Origin of the sequence: Phaeobacter sp. LSS9, from assembly GCF_003443595.1 — a bacterium.
Lineage (GTDB): Bacteria > Pseudomonadota > Alphaproteobacteria > Rhodobacterales > Rhodobacteraceae > Phaeobacter > Phaeobacter piscinae.
The window spans coordinates 2,187,309-2,201,196 of sequence record NZ_CP031956.1; the positions used below are offsets into that span (position 1 = coordinate 2,187,309).

Consider the following 13,888-nt stretch of genomic DNA (forward strand, 5'->3'; position numbering starts at 1 on the left):
GGTCCCTCACTTCTGTCGCTGGCCATGCAGCTCGCGGTGTCTAATTGACACCTGCTGCCCGTCTTCCGCAAGATCCTTGGCCAGGGTTTCTGCCAATGTAACCGAGCGGTGCTGCCCTCCGGTGCATCCAAATGCTATAGAGAGATGCGACTTACCTTCTTCTCGGTAAGCAGGCAACAGCAAGCGGATCAGATCCAGCACCCGGTCAAAAAACGGCTGATAGCGGCTGTCCTCACGCACGTAGGACTGTACCGCCGCATCGCGCCCATCCAGGGTGCGCAGGCTCTGCTCCCAATAAGGGTTGCGCAAAAATCGACAGTCGAACACCATATCGATGCTGCGCGGCACGCCGCGTTTGTAGGAAAAGCTCTGCAAGGACACCGCCAGAGAGCGCCCGCCGGGGGCGAAGCGCCGTTCGATATCCGCCTTGAGTTGATGGATGTTCATTTCAGAAGTATCCAGCAACAGGTCAGCGCGGTCGCGGATCGGCAGCATCAGATCGATCTCGCGCAAGACACCCACCTCAGGATCTTCTGCCGGAGCAAGCGGGTGCCGTCTGCGGGTTTCCGAATAGCGCCGCAGCAGAACATCACGGTCCGCATCAAGATAGAGCACGGTCAGATCAAGATCCTGGCGCGCGGACAGCATATCAATGACATCAAGCAGCGCCGCCGGGGAGAAGTCCCGGTTGCGACTGTCGAGTCCAAGCGCCATCGGGCGGGTCAGGCTGTTGGCCTCAACCAGTCCAGGCAGCAGCCGAAGCGGCAGGTTGTCAATCGCCTCAAACCCAAGGTCCTCCAACACATTGATCGCCGTGGTGCGCCCCGCACCAGACGGGCCTGTCACCAGGACGATCGGCACCGCCGTCGGGTCGCAGGCAATATCCGGGTCACGCATCAGGATTAACGCTTCCGTATTTGAGCAACTGTATCAGGGCAGGCGCGAACTGCGGACTATCGACGCGGCGCAGCAGGCGGATTGGTTGGTTCAGGATCATGGTTTCCAGCTGGGGTGGCAGGCGATCTGTTTCAAGCTGCTCCAAATCGACCACCGCTGTCAGTCGGGATCGCGAACAGGCGCTGGCCCGCAGCAGGCCCATGCCGCGTGCCTCGATCATGCCATGCAAGGCATCAGGGGCTGTGGCTTCCAACCCCTGATCATGTGCAGTCACGATCACCTGATCATCGGACACAAGCGCTGCACCAAGGGCCATCAACTGCAAGGCCAGTGTCGATTTTCCACTGCCGGATCGGCCGGTTATCAGCACCCCATGCCCTGCGACGTCGACGCAGCTGGCGTGCAGTCGGCAGGTTGGGGCTGCGATCATCACTCAGACCGGCAGGCCGACGACGAACCGCGCCCCCAAAGGCTCCGAGGTGATGTCGGCTTCGGTTGGGCGAATGTTTTCGGCCCAGATCACACCACCGTGTGCTTCGACAATCTGTTTGGAAATCGCCAGGCCGAGGCCGGAGTTATTGCCGAAATGCTCAACAGGGCGCTGCGAATAGAAACGCTTGAAGACTTTGCTCAGGGCCTGATCGGGGATGCCGGGACCGGTGTCCTCCACCACGACCAAAACGCGATTGTCGCGGCGGCGCGCCCAGACCCGGATCGCATCGCCATCCTCGCAAAACGAAATCGCATTTGTAATCAGGTTGACAAAAACCTGGGCCAGTCGCGCCTCCAGCCCCTGGATTGTGATCGGGGTTTTCGGCAAATCGGTGATGTAATCAATGCCCTTCCCGCGGGCGTCCTCGCCAAGAAATTGGTTCAGGTTGCCCAGCATATGCAGCAGGTCAAAACTCTCTTCATCTTCTTTGACCAATTCCGCATCCAGCCGTGAGGCATTGGAAATATCGCTGACCAGCCTGTCCAGACGCCGCACATCATGTTCGATGACGTCCAACAGCTTCTCACGCTGGTCTTCGCGTTTGATCATCCGCAGCGTTCCCACGGCGGATTGCAGGCTCGCCAGCGGGTTCTTGATCTCATGCGCGACGTCCGCCGCAAACTGCTCATTGCTGTCAATGCGGTTATAGAGGGCCTTCACCATGCCGCGCAGCGCTCGACTGAGACGGCCGATTTCATCGGGACGCGCACTCAAATCGGGGATGCGGATACGCCCCGGTTTCGATTTTCGGGAATCCCCATCTCGACCCAGCTCAGCCGCTTCGGCCAGATCCGCGAGCGGGTTCGCGATGGTGGAGGCGAGGACCAAGCTCAAACCGATAGAGACTACCAGGGCCACAACAAACATCTGCAAGACGCGTTCTTGTTCACCACGCACCAGAGCGTCGATCTCTCCGGTCGGCGACGCCAGTGTCACAACACCGATGGCCTGGCCCTGAAAGAGGATCGGCGTGGCTGCGGAGAATACCGTCCCGCCGCTGGTGTCGACAACGGCCTTCACTTCGGTTCCGCCAGCCAGAGCCTGCTGCACCATCCCGCGCAGCTGGTCTTCCAGCGGCTGAGCTGCAGGCTCCAGCGTATCCGATTTGAGCAAACCGCCTGCCGCCGACCAGAGTGCCGCGAGACCATCGCTGATCAGCGTGGCTGACGGGTTGTCATCCGTCAGCAAATCCAGTGCGCCGCCTTGTTCGACACCTTTGGTCTGCGCGATCAGCGTGCCGGCGGTATCAAAAACAAAGACCTCAGCCCCGGCGCGCAGGCTGATATTCTGCAAAGTCGTCACCGGATCAATGCCATCACCAACAGCCAGGCTGACCGTCCCGACCTCTGGCAGCTGCGCCTCAAATACATCCGAGATCAGCATCGCCTCTGCCGCAAGGGCGCCGGCGCGCTGCAGCACCAGGCTCTGGCGTGAGGAATTGAGATAGAGAATACCCGAGACCAGAATGATCAGCGCGATGAGGTTCAGCGTGATGATCTTGCGCGTCAGCGGAGAGCCCCGCAGCGACAGCACACCACGGCGCGCGCGCTTGTCCTGCAGTTCACGCGTGACGTTTTGGTCCGGTGCGACCCAGTCGTCGCCCAGAACAACATCATTATCCCGCTGTGAACGGCTTATGCCGGAATCGCGCATCGGCGTTTTACTCCGCCTGCCCCCAGACGGGGGTTACTCTTCATTATAACGGTACCCGATACCGTAAAGCGTCTCAATCGCCGAGAATTCAGAGTCCGCGCTGCGCATCTTCTTGCGCAGACGCTTGATGTGGCTGTCGATGGTGCGGTCGTCGACATAGACCTGATCATCATAGGCGACATCCATCAGTTGATCGCGGCTTTTGACAAATCCGGGGCGTTGCGCCAGCGCTTGCAACAGCAAGAATTCGGTCACGGTCAGTGACACATCCTGCCCCTTCCAGCTGACCGAATGGCGCAGCGGATCCATCCGCAGGTTGCCGCGTTCCATCACCTTGTTTTCAGTGGTCGTCGCGACCGCATCACCGCTGATTGCTTCCTGACGGCGCAGCAGGGCACGGATCCTCTCGACCAACAGACGCTGCGAGAACGGTTTTTTGACGTAGTCATCAGCGCCCATGCGCAGGCCCAGCACCTCGTCAATCTCATCATCCTTGGAGGTGAGAAAGATCACCGGCATCTGGGTTTTCTGCCGCAGCCGCTGCAACAGGTCCATGCCGTCCATGCGTGGCATCTTTATATCGAGAACGGCCATATCCGGCAGTTTTTTGTTGAACGCATCCAACGCAGCCTGCCCGTCATTATAGGTTTCCACCTCGAAGCCTTCGGCCTCCAGGGTCATCGAGACCGAAGTCAGGATATTCCGATCATCATCGACTAAAGCAATCTTAGACATCTGATTGGCCCCTAATCTGCTCTTTTTTGCGTTTTTTAGACGTTCATCGCCGTTCTGCCTCGGCGAATCAATGCCAATTGAAGAATCTGGACACAGTTTCGCCTCAATTGAGACAAAAATACCTTAGCAGGCGCTGAAGATTCCGGCAGCCACCCCTGCAAATTGTCTTTAAAAAAAATGGTTGCGCTAAACATCGCCTTGATGGCGCTAACTGCGTCAAACCGTTCTGTTCAGCGTGCAAACCCTCATGTTAAGACCAGCCACATCGGCCGGTTGTGCCGATTTCTGCCCCAGGGCGCGGCTTTTATGTTTGCGGCCTTTGATGGTCGACACAGGAGAAAGAACACATGATATCTGGACGGGTTAACCCGCAATTCCGCCTCGAAGATCAAGGTATCGAAGGACTGGGGAACGTCTATTATAACCTCATGGAGCCAGCCCTGATTGAGGCGGCCCTGAAGCGCGACGAGGGTACACTTGGCAATGGCGGTGCCTTTCTGGTCACCACCGGCAAGTTCACCGGCCGCTCTCCCAAGGACAAACATGTCGTTAAAACCGACAGCGTGGCCAAGACCATTTGGTGGGAAAACAATGCCGAGATGAGCCCCGAGGGCTTTGACGCGCTCTATGAAGACATGCTCGCCCATATGCAGGGCAAGGAATACTATGTTCAGGACCTCGTCGGTGGTGCGGATCCCGCTCATGCGATCAATGTCCGCATGGTGACAGAGCTGGCTTGGCACGGCCTGTTCATTCGAACCATGCTGCGCCGCCCGGACCGCGAAGACCTGAACGACTTCATCGCGGATTTCACGGTCATCAACTGCCCCAGCTTTCAGGCCAATCCGGAGCGCCACAACTGCCGCAGCGAGACTGTGATCGCGATGAACTTTGACCGCAAGATGATCCTGATCGGTGGTACCGAATATGCGGGCGAAAACAAGAAATCCGTCTTCTCGCTGCTGAACTATCTGCTGCCGGAGAAAGGCATCATGCCGATGCACTGCTCCGCCAACCACGCCAAGGGCAACCCGGTCGACACCGCCGTGTTCTTCGGCCTGTCGGGCACTGGTAAGACCACCCTGTCTGCCGACCCGGACCGCGTGCTGATCGGTGACGATGAACACGGCTGGGCTGACAACGGCACCTTCAACTTCGAAGGTGGCTGCTATGCCAAGACCATCAACCTGAATGCCGAGGCAGAGCCGGAAATTTACGCAACGACGTCCAAGTTCGGCACCGTGATTGAGAACATGGTGTTCGACCCAGAGACCAAGGAGCTGGATTTCAACGACGACAGCCTGACTGCGAACATGCGCTGCGCCTACCCGCTGCATTACATCTCCAATGCTTCGGAAAGCGCGCGCGGCGGCCACCCCAAGAACATCATCATGCTGACATGTGATGCCTTTGGTGTGCTGCCTCCCATCGCGCGGCTGACCCCGGCGCAGGCAATGTACCACTTCCTGTCCGGCTTCACCTCAAAGGTGGCAGGCACCGAGCGCGGCGTGACCGAGCCGGAACCGACCTTCTCCACCTGTTTTGGTGCGCCCTTCATGCCGCGCCGCCCGGAAGTGTACGGCAACCTCCTGCGTGAAAAGATTGCCGAGCACGGTGCGACCTGCTGGCTGGTCAACACCGGCTGGACCGGCGGCGCCTATGGCATCGGCTCCCGCATGCCGATCCGTGCCACCCGTGCCCTGCTGACCGCCGCGCTGGACGGCTCCCTCGCCGAGGCAGAGTTCCGCAAGGACGGCAACTTTGGCTTTGATGTGCCCGTCACAGTGCCCGGTGTGGCCGAAGTTCTGCTGGATCCGCGCCGCACCTGGGACGATCAGGCCGCCTATGACACGCAGGCTGCGAAGCTGGTTCAGATGTTCTCTAACAATTTCGAACAGTACCTGCCCTACATCGACGATGACGTGAAAGCCGCTGCGATCAGCTGAGCTGCACAGATTCGAAACACAAAAAGCCCTGATCCTCGGATCGGGGCTTTTTTGTCTCTGGAGAGGCCATACCTCACTGCCCCAGCTGAATCCCGCTGTCTTCCAGTTTGTGCTCTGGTTCCACGTGGATCGTGACCTGCGCCGTTGACAGCGAGGCACGGATCGCTTCTTCGATCCGATCACAGATCGCATGAGATGCCCGCACGGTCATGTCCCCTGCGACGACCATGTGAAATTCGACGAACACCGCCTGCCCGGCTCTACGGGTTTTTAGCCCATGCACCTGCAACGCGCCTTGCGCGGTTCTGTGAATAATCGCGGCAATCTCGTCCCGTTCATTCTGGGGCGCGGCCTGATCCATCAACCCCCCAACTGATGAGGCCACAACCAGATAGCCCTCGCGCAGAATATTGACCGCGACCAACAGGGCCAGGATTGGATCCAGCAAAGGCCAGCCCGTCCCCATCGCAAGAACCAACCCGATCAGAACTCCTGCGGAGGTCCAGACATCACTCATTAGATGGCGGCCGCCCGCGGCCAATGCCGGAGATTTAAGGGCCGCCCCCCGCGCGATCAGCACCCGCGCCCAAAGGAGATTGATCACCATCGCGGCTGCATTCACCCACAATCCGGCGGTATTCCAAACCAAAGGCGTCGGCGCGACCAAGGCGCTGACCGCCTCCTGAAGGATCAACAGCGCCGCCACGATGATCATGATCCCTTCCACAACAGCCGAGAAATACTCCGCCTTGTGGTGCCCAAAGGGATGGCCTGCATCAGCCGGGCGATTGGCGTAGCGGACCGCAAACCAGGCAATGATTGCACCACCAATATTGACCAGAGACTCCATCGCATCGGAAAACAGCGCAATTGAGCCGGTCAACCACCAGGCCAGCGCCTTTGCTGCGAGCACCAGAAGTGCAACCGCAATGGATGCAGTGGCCAGCTGTTCCGCAGTCAATCGCTTTGGCATCTGCGGCCCTTTCTGCGCGTTTTGCCCTATACCGACCCTAACACGCTTGTTAGACCCTAATACATCAGTCCGCGCCGCAGCAAATTCGCCCCGGCGACCAGCAGTACAAACAGCGTTGCACGTCGAAAGGTGACCTGATTGATCCGGTCCTGCAAGCGTCCACCGATCCACATGCCCAAAATAGCCGGCGGGATCAGCAGGAGCGAAAACGGCGCTGTATCTGCACGCATCACACCTGACCCGATATGCGCGATCAGCAGCGCCACAGCGCCCAGCCCGTAAATCACGCCTTGTACCCGCATCTGTTCACGTTTTTCAGTGCCGAGGGCGGTCAGATAGGCCACTGTCGGCGGCCCCCAAATCCCGGAGAAGCCACCGATGAACCCGGCGAAGGCCGCAACTGTCGCCTCAACGCGCGGCGTGGCGCGGGAGATCGGGATGGCGATCCCAAACAGTTGCAGCAGGGCAAATAGGGTGATCGGGGCACCAATCAGGATCAGCATAACATCCTGTGGCAAAACCCGGACAAGCTGCGCGCTTGCCAAGAGAAAAACGAGACCAACCAGCAGAAAGATCCTGAACCGCTTCATTGACTGCCAGGCCGCCTGCGCGCCCTGTCGCAGGGCCTGCATGCCATTGGTCACCAAAGTGGGGAGGATCAGCCCGGCCAAGGCAATATCCGGCGGCAAGAACAGGCTGAGGCCGGACACGAGGATCATCGGCATGGCGAAGCCGACCATTCCCTTCACGGCGCCGGCAAGCGCTGCAATCGCAAAGGCCGCTAGCAGGTTTAAAGAGGCAAGCTCTGCCGGGAGGAAAAGTATAACAAATGAATTATCTGACATGATCAGACCCTTAGCACAGGTTTCCGTCGCTGCGTGCGCTAAATCGTTACGTAATTTTTGATCTAAACATAATGTCACAGGGTATTTTTGTTGCGCTGCAACTGCAAAATGATTTACCACATACGCAGCTGAAAAGGATGTGATTCATGGCCCACGATGGACAGGACCCGCAAATGCAACCGACGCTTATCTCTGACGTGCTGACACTGACCGCTGCTGCGCTGGAGCCGGTGGACCAGCTGCTGGAGGCAGCGCGCGCGACCGTACGCGAACAGGTCAGCGAGGACGGGCGCGTCTCCGGGGCGTTGGTTGAGGCGCATCAGACAGCTGCCCATGGGCTCGCTTGGCTTGCGACCTACGCTTACAGCCTGCGTCAGATGCATCGTTGGGCCGCGCAGCTACAGGCAGATGGCAAGTTTGGCGAGATGGAGCAGTTGATGCTTCAGATCGGTTTTGGCGAATACCTCTGGCAGATCTACGGCGGCATTCAGATGAATCAGGGTGAAATCCTGCGTCTGCAGGATCTTGGCCTGTCGCAGGACAGCCAGCGGATGCTGATGGCGCCTGCTGTGATGACGCTCTGCGATAGCGGAAATACTCAGGCCGCACGCCTGCGGCTCGTCGAGCTGATGCAGGAACAAGCCGGTTCCGTGATGTTTGGCGCGTCCGGTCTTGACGAAGAACTGGAGATGATCCGGGACCAGTTCCGCCGCTACGCGCTCGAAAAGGTCGAGCCAAACGCCCACGACTGGCACCTGAAGGATGAGTTGATCCCGATGGAGATCATCGAAGATCTGGCCGAAATGGGTGTTTTTGGCCTGACCATTCCCGAAGAATACGGCGGGTTTGGCCTCTCCAAGGCCTCGATGTGCGTGGTCTCCGAGGAGCTGTCGCGCGGCTATATCGGTGTTGGCAGCCTTGGCACCCGGTCGGAAATCGCGGCTGAGCTGATCATAGCCGGTGGCACCGAGGAACAGAAAGCCAGTTGGCTGCCCAGGATTGCCAGCGCAGAAATCCTGCCAACCGCTGTGTTCACAGAACCAAACACAGGTTCCGATCTCGGCGCCCTGCGCACCCGCGCCGTACAGGACGACAATGGTGACTACAGGATCACCGGTAACAAGACCTGGATCACCCATGCCGCCCGCACCCATGTTATGACGCTTCTGGCGCGGACGGACCCCAACACGACCGATCACCGTGGCCTGTCGATGTTCCTAGCCGAAAAAACACCGGGCACGGATGAAAACCCGTTCCCGACCGAAGGTATGACCGGTGGCGAAATTGAGGTTCTGGGCTATCGCGGCATGAAGGAATACGAGTTGGGCTTTGACGGGTTTCACGTGAAGCGTGAAAACCTCCTCGGTGGAGATGAGGGCAAGGGCTTCAAGCAATTAATGGAGACCTTCGAGTCCGCGCGCATCCAGACCGCCGCCCGTGCCATCGGTGTTGCCCAATCCGCCCTCGATATTGCGATGCAATATGCGCAGGATCGCAAGCAGTTCGGCAAACCGCTGATCGCCTTCCCGCGTGTGGCCTCTAAGCTGGCGATGATGGCGGTGGAGATCATGATCGCGCGCCAGCTGACTTATTTCTCTGCTTGGGAAAAGGACAACGGGCACCGCTGCGACCTCGAAGCTGGTATGGCCAAACTGCTGGGTGCGCGCGTCGCCTGGGCGGCGGCTGACAACGGTTTGCAAATCCATGGTGGCAATGGGTTTGCGCTGGAATACAAAATCAGCCGGGTTCTGTGTGATGCCCGTATCCTCAATATCTTTGAGGGTGCTGCAGAAATTCAGGCACAGGTGATCGCACGCCGCCTGCTGGCCTGATCACGGCCCGATCATCGGGCAGATTTCAATCTGCAACCAACCCGGCACCCTTGTGCCGGGTTTTTCGTTGTCTTCACCTTGACGTGTCGCCGTCAGAAGTTAGCGTGCCATCATGAAACAGACGTATTTTCTGACACTTGCAATGCTTTGCGTCGGCATCCTCAGCGCCTGCCTTGGTGATGAAACCCTGCGGGCATATGGCGGCAAAAGTGCCACATGGCAGCTACGGGAGGTTGACGGCGACGCGGTCTCAGCAGTCACAACGCTGAGCTTCCCCCGTCCCGGCGCGCTGACCGGTGAGTTGCCCTGCAACCGGGTGACCGGACAACTCATCGCACCCTATCCCTGGTTTGAGGTCGAAAACCTCGCCACGACCCGGATGGTGTGCGCTGCCTTGCAGGAAGAAACCGATGTCCTCGCTGCCTTGCAGGCGATGGAGATCGTAGAGATCAAAGGCGCGGTGATGATCCTGTCGAACGCAGCTGGACGCGAGATGATTTTCACGGCTGCCGACTGAGTACATCAATGAGCCGCCCGCGGGCCTCCGGCAGCGGATGGTTGCCAAGCGATGGCGCCAGTCGGTTTTGCAGGAAGAAACCGGTCGTCGTGAGGGCGGTCACGATCTCACTATTCTCCGCCCCACCACGCCCCATCAACACTGGCGGTAAGGGCAACATCCGATCAGCCCATTCGCCGGCCCCTGCGCGTGAAACAGCGCGCCCGCTTTTGGGGGAGACATAGACCAGATCGAGACGGCTGCCGGTGACGGCGCAGTGCTCGAAATCCAGGCCAAACCCCATGTCTTCCAGAAGGGCGACCTCCCAACGCAGATAGGCCAATGGCCAGATATCGTCGCGGCCCAGCAGATCCAGGATCTGCGTGCTGCGCGCGTAGAGTTCTGGATGGGCTTCACGTTCCGGCAGGCAGAAGGCGAGCAATGCAGTCACCGCGTTCAATCCAGCAAGCGCCAACCGGCTGGACATGGCAGTCGCGGCACGGCTGCGGATCAATTCAGCCTGATAGCTGCCAAGGTGGTCTTCAAGCCGGGCACGCCAGGTCAGATCCAGCTGCGCACCGGGCTGCAACACTGGGGCCATCCTGCGCCCTGCGCCGCCGCGTACGATCCCGGCATGACGTCCATGTTCGGCAGTGAATGCATCGACAATGGCCGCGCTTTCTCCATGACGGCGCATCGTCAGCAATATGCCCTCGTCGCGCCATTCCATGATCAGTCCAGCCCCGGTTCATCCAGCAGGTGACGGCCATGGCGATCTTCGACCTCGATCACCCAGAGATCAGGATCAAAACTGCGCTGTTTGGCGATGGCGGCGTCAACCTCAGCCTCGTCACCTTCGGCCAGCGTGACCCAGCTTCGCGCCCCGCTCATCAGATCGTAAGAGCGATGCAGGGCCTGCGCGCGGCGGTCCAGCGTGTTCAGCTTGATCAAGACGGCGCCCGCCGTGTCATCCCCATGCGCGGTGACAAAGGCGGGGATATCGGCCAACCGCAAACGGGTGAGATAAGCCTGCACCCAGAAACTGGCCGTCAGCCGTGCCATATGGGATCAGTTCCCGTCCTTGAAATCGAGACCCATCTCGGAATAACGTTCGGACTCTTCCAGCCAGTTCGGGCGCACCTTCACCTGCAGGAAGAGATGTACCTTACGGTCGAGAAACTCTTCCAGCTCAGCGCGGGCTGCCTGGCTCACGGCCTTGATGGTTTCACCGCGTTTGCCCAGCACGATGCCCTTGTGACCGTCACGCATGACATAAATCAGCTGATCGATCTTGGCAGACCCATCCTTGCGCTCTTCCCAGTTCTCGGTTTCTACGGTCAGCTGGTAGGGCAGTTCCTGATGCAGCCGCAGGGTCAGTTTCTCACGGGTCATTTCAGCCGCGATCATGCGCATGGGCAGGTCAGCAATCTGATCCTCAGGATAAAGCCACGGCCCCTCCGGCAACTGCTCTGCCAGCCAGCCGCGCAAGTGCTCAACCCCATGCCCCTTTTCCGCGGAAATCATAAAGGTATCCGCAAAGGCATAGCGCTCATTCAGTTCCTTGGTCAGGCCCAGCAGGACTTCGGATTGAACGCGGTCGATCTTGTTGATCGCAAGAGCAATCTTGCGCCCTTCGCCGATATTCTCAAGACCTTCAAGAATACGCTCGACACCTTCGGTGATCCCCCTGTGCGCCTCGACCATAAGCACGACCACATCGGCATCTGCAGCACCGCCCCAGGCGGCTGCGACCATCGCACGGTCAAGCCGACGACGCGGCTGGAACAGGCCAGGCGTATCGACAAACACGATCTGGCTCTCGCCCTCCATCGCGACGCCGCGGATGCGGGCGCGGGTGGTCTGCACCTTATGGGTCACGATCGACACCTTGGCCCCAACCATGCGGTTGAGAAGCGTGGATTTGCCTGCGTTGGGTTCACCAATCAGGGCAACAAAGCCGGCGCGTGTGGTCATTTCTCTTGCTCCAATCGTGCCAACAGCAATTTGGCAGCGGCCTGTTCGGCCTGACGTTTCGATCCAGCGGTTGCGCGGCCTTCGGTGCCATCCTGCAACTGCACGGAAATTGTAAATTCCGGCTGATGATCCGGGCCTTTTCGCTCCACCAGCACATAGGCCGGGGGCTGTTCCCCCGCGCCTGAGCAAATTCCTGCAAGGTGGTCTTGGGGTCGCGGGCATCCGCCTCAACCCGACCGATGCGATTGCCCCAGAGCCGCAGGATCAGCTCCTGTGCCGCCTCAAACCCGCCATCCTTATAGACGGCGGCAATCACCGCCTCCATCGCGTCGCCCAGCAGCGCCAGTTTGCGCCGACCACCGGACATGGTCTCGGAGCGGCCCAATTTCAGCACCGCCCCCAGATCGATATCACGGGCCACATCCGCGCAGGTTTCCTTGCGCACCAGCGCATTGAACCGCGGGGCAAGCTGCCCCTCTGTCGCGGCCTTATCCGTGTCCAGAAGCGCCGTCGCCATCACCAACCCCAGCACCCGGTCGCCCAGAAACTCCAGCCGCTGATTGTCCTGACGGTTGGGAGACGACACCGAGGCGTGCGTCAGCGCCCGCACCAAAAGTGCCGGCTGGGAGAAACTATAGCCGATCCGCGTCTCAAACGCGCGCATATCCTTGGAGAGTTTCACTCGATCCCCTTAAAGAAGCGATCCCCGCGCCAGGTCCAGAAGAACAGCATCGACCGGCCAGCCGAGGAAAACATGATACGATCCGCGCGACCAATGAGGTTTTCATAAGGCACATAGCCGACGCCCCCCGCCGACTGCGGCAAACGGCTGTCGGAGGAATTGTCGCGGTTGTCCCCCATGAAGAAATAATGACCTTCGGGGACCTGATAGATCCCGGTGTGATCCATCCCCTGATTGCCAATATTGAGCACAACATGCTGGCTGCCGCCCGGCAACGTTTCGATCTGGCGGGATTTTTTACACATCGCGCCCTCGCCCACCGGTGCATTCTCGCACAGCGGGTAGGACCCGGCGGGCCCCTGTGGCGCCATCAGTTCCTCGAACTCGCCCGCGTCCTGCAGCGCGACCGCAGCGCCGTTGATATGCAGCACCCCATTTTTGACCTGTACCTTATCGCCCGGCAGACCGATCAGCCGCTTGATGAAGTCGTTCTGGTTGACCGGATGGCGGAAGACTACGACATCACCGCGTTCGGGATCACCGGCCCAAATCCGGGAGTTATCCCCATCAAGGAAGCCACAGATATCACTGCTGTCGATATCGATGCCGACGCTGGGGAATTTCAGGCTTGGACAGGAGGCGGAGGAATAGCCATAGGCCATCTTGTTCACAAACAGAAAGTCGCCGATCAGCAGCGTTTCCTTCATTGAGCCGGAGGGAATCCAGAATGGCTGAAAGAACAGCGTGCGGAACACACCTGCGATCAGCAGGGCGTAGACGATGGTCTTGACCGTCTCAAGGATCGAACTTCCGACTGTTGCTTTGGCCGTCATCAGGCTCTCCGGTCTAACTGTAAACATGGGTCCGGCGCTACATGCGGGGCCGCTCCGGGTAAGTCAAGCATCGCCCGGCGTCGCAAGCGGATCACGAGCGATGGGACGCGCCTCAATCACCACAAAGGCCTGCGCCCAGGGGTGGTCGTCGGTCAATGTCACATGAATGATGGCCTCGTGCTCCGGCGGCGTCATCCTGGCCAACCGATCAGCGGCCCAGCCGGTGACATGCATAACCGGCTGGCCTGTGCGCAAGTTGGAAACCGCCATATCTTTCCAGGCGATCCCCATGCGCAGACCAGTACCAAGCGCCTTGGAACAGGCCTCCTTTGCAGCCCAGCGTTTGGCATAGGTGCCCGCGACATCCATCCGCCGCTCGGCCTTGCGCTGTTCGGTATTTGTGAAAACACGGTTTTTGAACCGGTCGCCAAACCGGTCCAAAGTGCGCTGAATACGCTCAATATTTGCCAGGTCAGTGCCTACACCCAAGATCATCCCCCGATCAAAGGCGATCTGACTGACACTGGCA

The 13,888-nt window shown here is 59.3% G+C and carries 14 protein-coding genes and 1 pseudogene; 3 read left to right on the forward strand and 12 right to left on the reverse strand.

Annotated features, from left to right (window positions below):
- Positions 1 to 6 precede the first annotated feature (6 nt).
- The 4 genes from rapZ to D1820_RS10520 all read right to left on the reverse strand — a co-directional run bounded on the left by rapZ (position 7) and on the right by D1820_RS10520 (position 3,778).
- The gene (rapZ, locus tag D1820_RS10505; RefSeq protein ID WP_040181714.1) at positions 7 to 897 is read right to left on the reverse strand and encodes an RNase adapter RapZ; all 891 of its coding nucleotides are present in this window, start codon (positions 895 to 897) and stop codon (positions 7 to 9) included.
- On the reverse strand, positions 890 to 1,264 hold the full coding sequence (locus tag D1820_RS10510) for an HPr kinase/phosphorylase (RefSeq protein WP_254683396.1): 375 nt from the start codon (positions 1,262 to 1,264) through the stop codon (positions 890 to 892). The genes rapZ and D1820_RS10510 overlap by 8 nt, the downstream gene beginning before the upstream one ends.
- A gap of 66 nt (positions 1,265 to 1,330) precedes the next feature.
- Positions 1,331 to 3,043, reverse strand: coding sequence for a sensor histidine kinase (locus D1820_RS10515; protein ID WP_118068936.1), 1,713 nt, complete (start codon positions 3,041 to 3,043; stop codon positions 1,331 to 1,333).
- A 33-nt stretch (positions 3,044 to 3,076) separates the two neighbouring features.
- On the reverse strand, positions 3,077 to 3,778 hold the full coding sequence (locus D1820_RS10520) for a response regulator transcription factor (RefSeq protein ID WP_014876049.1): 702 nt from the start codon (positions 3,776 to 3,778) through the stop codon (positions 3,077 to 3,079).
- A 347-nt stretch (positions 3,779 to 4,125) separates the two neighbouring features.
- Here D1820_RS10520 and D1820_RS10525 point away from each other — a divergent pair, with 347 nt between their 5' ends.
- Entirely contained in the window at positions 4,126 to 5,724 is a 1,599-nt protein-coding gene (locus D1820_RS10525) for a phosphoenolpyruvate carboxykinase (protein ID WP_118068938.1), read from the forward strand.
- A gap of 73 nt (positions 5,725 to 5,797) precedes the next feature.
- Here the strand turns inward: D1820_RS10525 and D1820_RS10530 are convergent, their stop codons facing one another.
- Together D1820_RS10530 and D1820_RS10535 are read right to left on the reverse strand one after the other, a co-directional pair.
- A complete protein-coding gene (locus tag D1820_RS10530; protein WP_118068939.1) occupies positions 5,798 to 6,697 on the reverse strand; it encodes a cation diffusion facilitator family transporter in 900 nt (299 codons plus the stop codon).
- A 56-nt stretch (positions 6,698 to 6,753) separates the two neighbouring features.
- Complete coding sequence (locus D1820_RS10535; protein WP_118068941.1) at positions 6,754 to 7,542, reverse strand: sulfite exporter TauE/SafE family protein; 789 nt, start codon at positions 7,540 to 7,542, stop codon at positions 6,754 to 6,756.
- A gap of 146 nt (positions 7,543 to 7,688) precedes the next feature.
- On the opposite strand from D1820_RS10535, the gene D1820_RS10540 reads away from it, so the two are divergent.
- Positions 7,689 to 9,374, forward strand: a complete 1,686-nt coding sequence (locus D1820_RS10540) for an acyl-CoA dehydrogenase family protein (protein WP_118068942.1) — start codon at positions 7,689 to 7,691, stop codon at positions 9,372 to 9,374.
- A gap of 112 nt (positions 9,375 to 9,486) precedes the next feature.
- Positions 9,487 to 9,891, forward strand: coding sequence for an META domain-containing protein (locus D1820_RS10545; RefSeq protein WP_118068944.1), 405 nt, complete (start codon positions 9,487 to 9,489; stop codon positions 9,889 to 9,891).
- Here D1820_RS10545 and recO read toward each other — a convergent pair.
- From recO to acpS, 6 genes and pseudogenes are all read right to left on the reverse strand, one after another.
- The gene (gene recO, locus D1820_RS10550; RefSeq protein WP_096789945.1) at positions 9,875 to 10,600 is read right to left on the reverse strand and encodes a DNA repair protein RecO; all 726 of its coding nucleotides are present in this window, start codon (positions 10,598 to 10,600) and stop codon (positions 9,875 to 9,877) included. The genes D1820_RS10545 and recO overlap by 17 nt on opposite strands.
- 2 nt (positions 10,601 to 10,602) lie before the next feature.
- Positions 10,603 to 10,932, reverse strand: coding sequence for a DUF1491 family protein (locus D1820_RS10555; protein ID WP_102896182.1), 330 nt, complete (start codon positions 10,930 to 10,932; stop codon positions 10,603 to 10,605).
- A 6-nt stretch (positions 10,933 to 10,938) separates the two neighbouring features.
- A complete protein-coding gene (gene era, locus D1820_RS10560; RefSeq protein ID WP_040176039.1) occupies positions 10,939 to 11,844 on the reverse strand; it encodes a GTPase Era in 906 nt (301 codons plus the stop codon).
- Positions 11,841 to 12,526, reverse strand: a pseudogene (rnc, locus tag D1820_RS10565) (ribonuclease III). Before rnc ends, era begins: the two are co-directional and overlap by 4 nt.
- The gene (gene lepB, locus D1820_RS10570; RefSeq protein WP_096872718.1) at positions 12,523 to 13,359 is read right to left on the reverse strand and encodes a signal peptidase I; all 837 of its coding nucleotides are present in this window, start codon (positions 13,357 to 13,359) and stop codon (positions 12,523 to 12,525) included. The pseudogene rnc and the gene lepB overlap by 4 nt, the downstream one beginning before the upstream one ends.
- A 63-nt stretch (positions 13,360 to 13,422) precedes the next feature.
- On the reverse strand, positions 13,423 to 13,854 hold the full coding sequence (gene acpS / locus D1820_RS10575) for a holo-ACP synthase (protein WP_040176077.1): 432 nt from the start codon (positions 13,852 to 13,854) through the stop codon (positions 13,423 to 13,425).
- Positions 13,855 to 13,888: the final 34 nt, after the last annotated feature.

Excerpts from the sequence above, each read along its gene's own strand:
- rapZ (WP_040181714.1), bottom strand. The coding sequence starts at position 897 with ATGCGTGACCCGGATATTGCCTGCGACCCGACGGCGGTGCCGATCGTC.
- D1820_RS10530 (WP_118068939.1), bottom strand. The coding sequence starts at position 6,697 with ATGCCAAAGCGATTGACTGCGGAACAGCTGGCCACTGCATCCATTGCG.
- D1820_RS10535 (WP_118068941.1), bottom strand. The coding sequence starts at position 7,542 with ATGTCAGATAATTCATTTGTTATACTTTTCCTCCCGGCAGAGCTTGCC.
- recO (WP_096789945.1), bottom strand. The coding sequence starts at position 10,600 with ATGGAATGGCGCGACGAGGGCATATTGCTGACGATGCGCCGTCATGGA.
- D1820_RS10520 (WP_014876049.1), bottom strand. The coding sequence starts at position 3,778 with ATGTCTAAGATTGCTTTAGTCGATGATGATCGGAATATCCTGACTTCG.
- D1820_RS10545 (WP_118068944.1), top strand. The coding sequence starts at position 9,487 with ATGAAACAGACGTATTTTCTGACACTTGCAATGCTTTGCGTCGGCATC.
- era (WP_040176039.1), bottom strand. The coding sequence starts at position 11,844 with ATGACCACACGCGCCGGCTTTGTTGCCCTGATTGGTGAACCCAACGCA.
- acpS (WP_040176077.1), bottom strand. The coding sequence starts at position 13,854 with ATGATCTTGGGTGTAGGCACTGACCTGGCAAATATTGAGCGTATTCAG.
- D1820_RS10555 (WP_102896182.1), bottom strand. The coding sequence starts at position 10,932 with ATGGCACGGCTGACGGCCAGTTTCTGGGTGCAGGCTTATCTCACCCGT.
- D1820_RS10540 (WP_118068942.1), top strand. The coding sequence starts at position 7,689 with ATGGCCCACGATGGACAGGACCCGCAAATGCAACCGACGCTTATCTCT.
- lepB (WP_096872718.1), bottom strand. The coding sequence starts at position 13,359 with ATGACGGCCAAAGCAACAGTCGGAAGTTCGATCCTTGAGACGGTCAAG.
- D1820_RS10515 (WP_118068936.1), bottom strand. The coding sequence starts at position 3,043 with ATGCGCGATTCCGGCATAAGCCGTTCACAGCGGGATAATGATGTTGTT.
- D1820_RS10525 (WP_118068938.1), top strand. The coding sequence starts at position 4,126 with ATGATATCTGGACGGGTTAACCCGCAATTCCGCCTCGAAGATCAAGGT.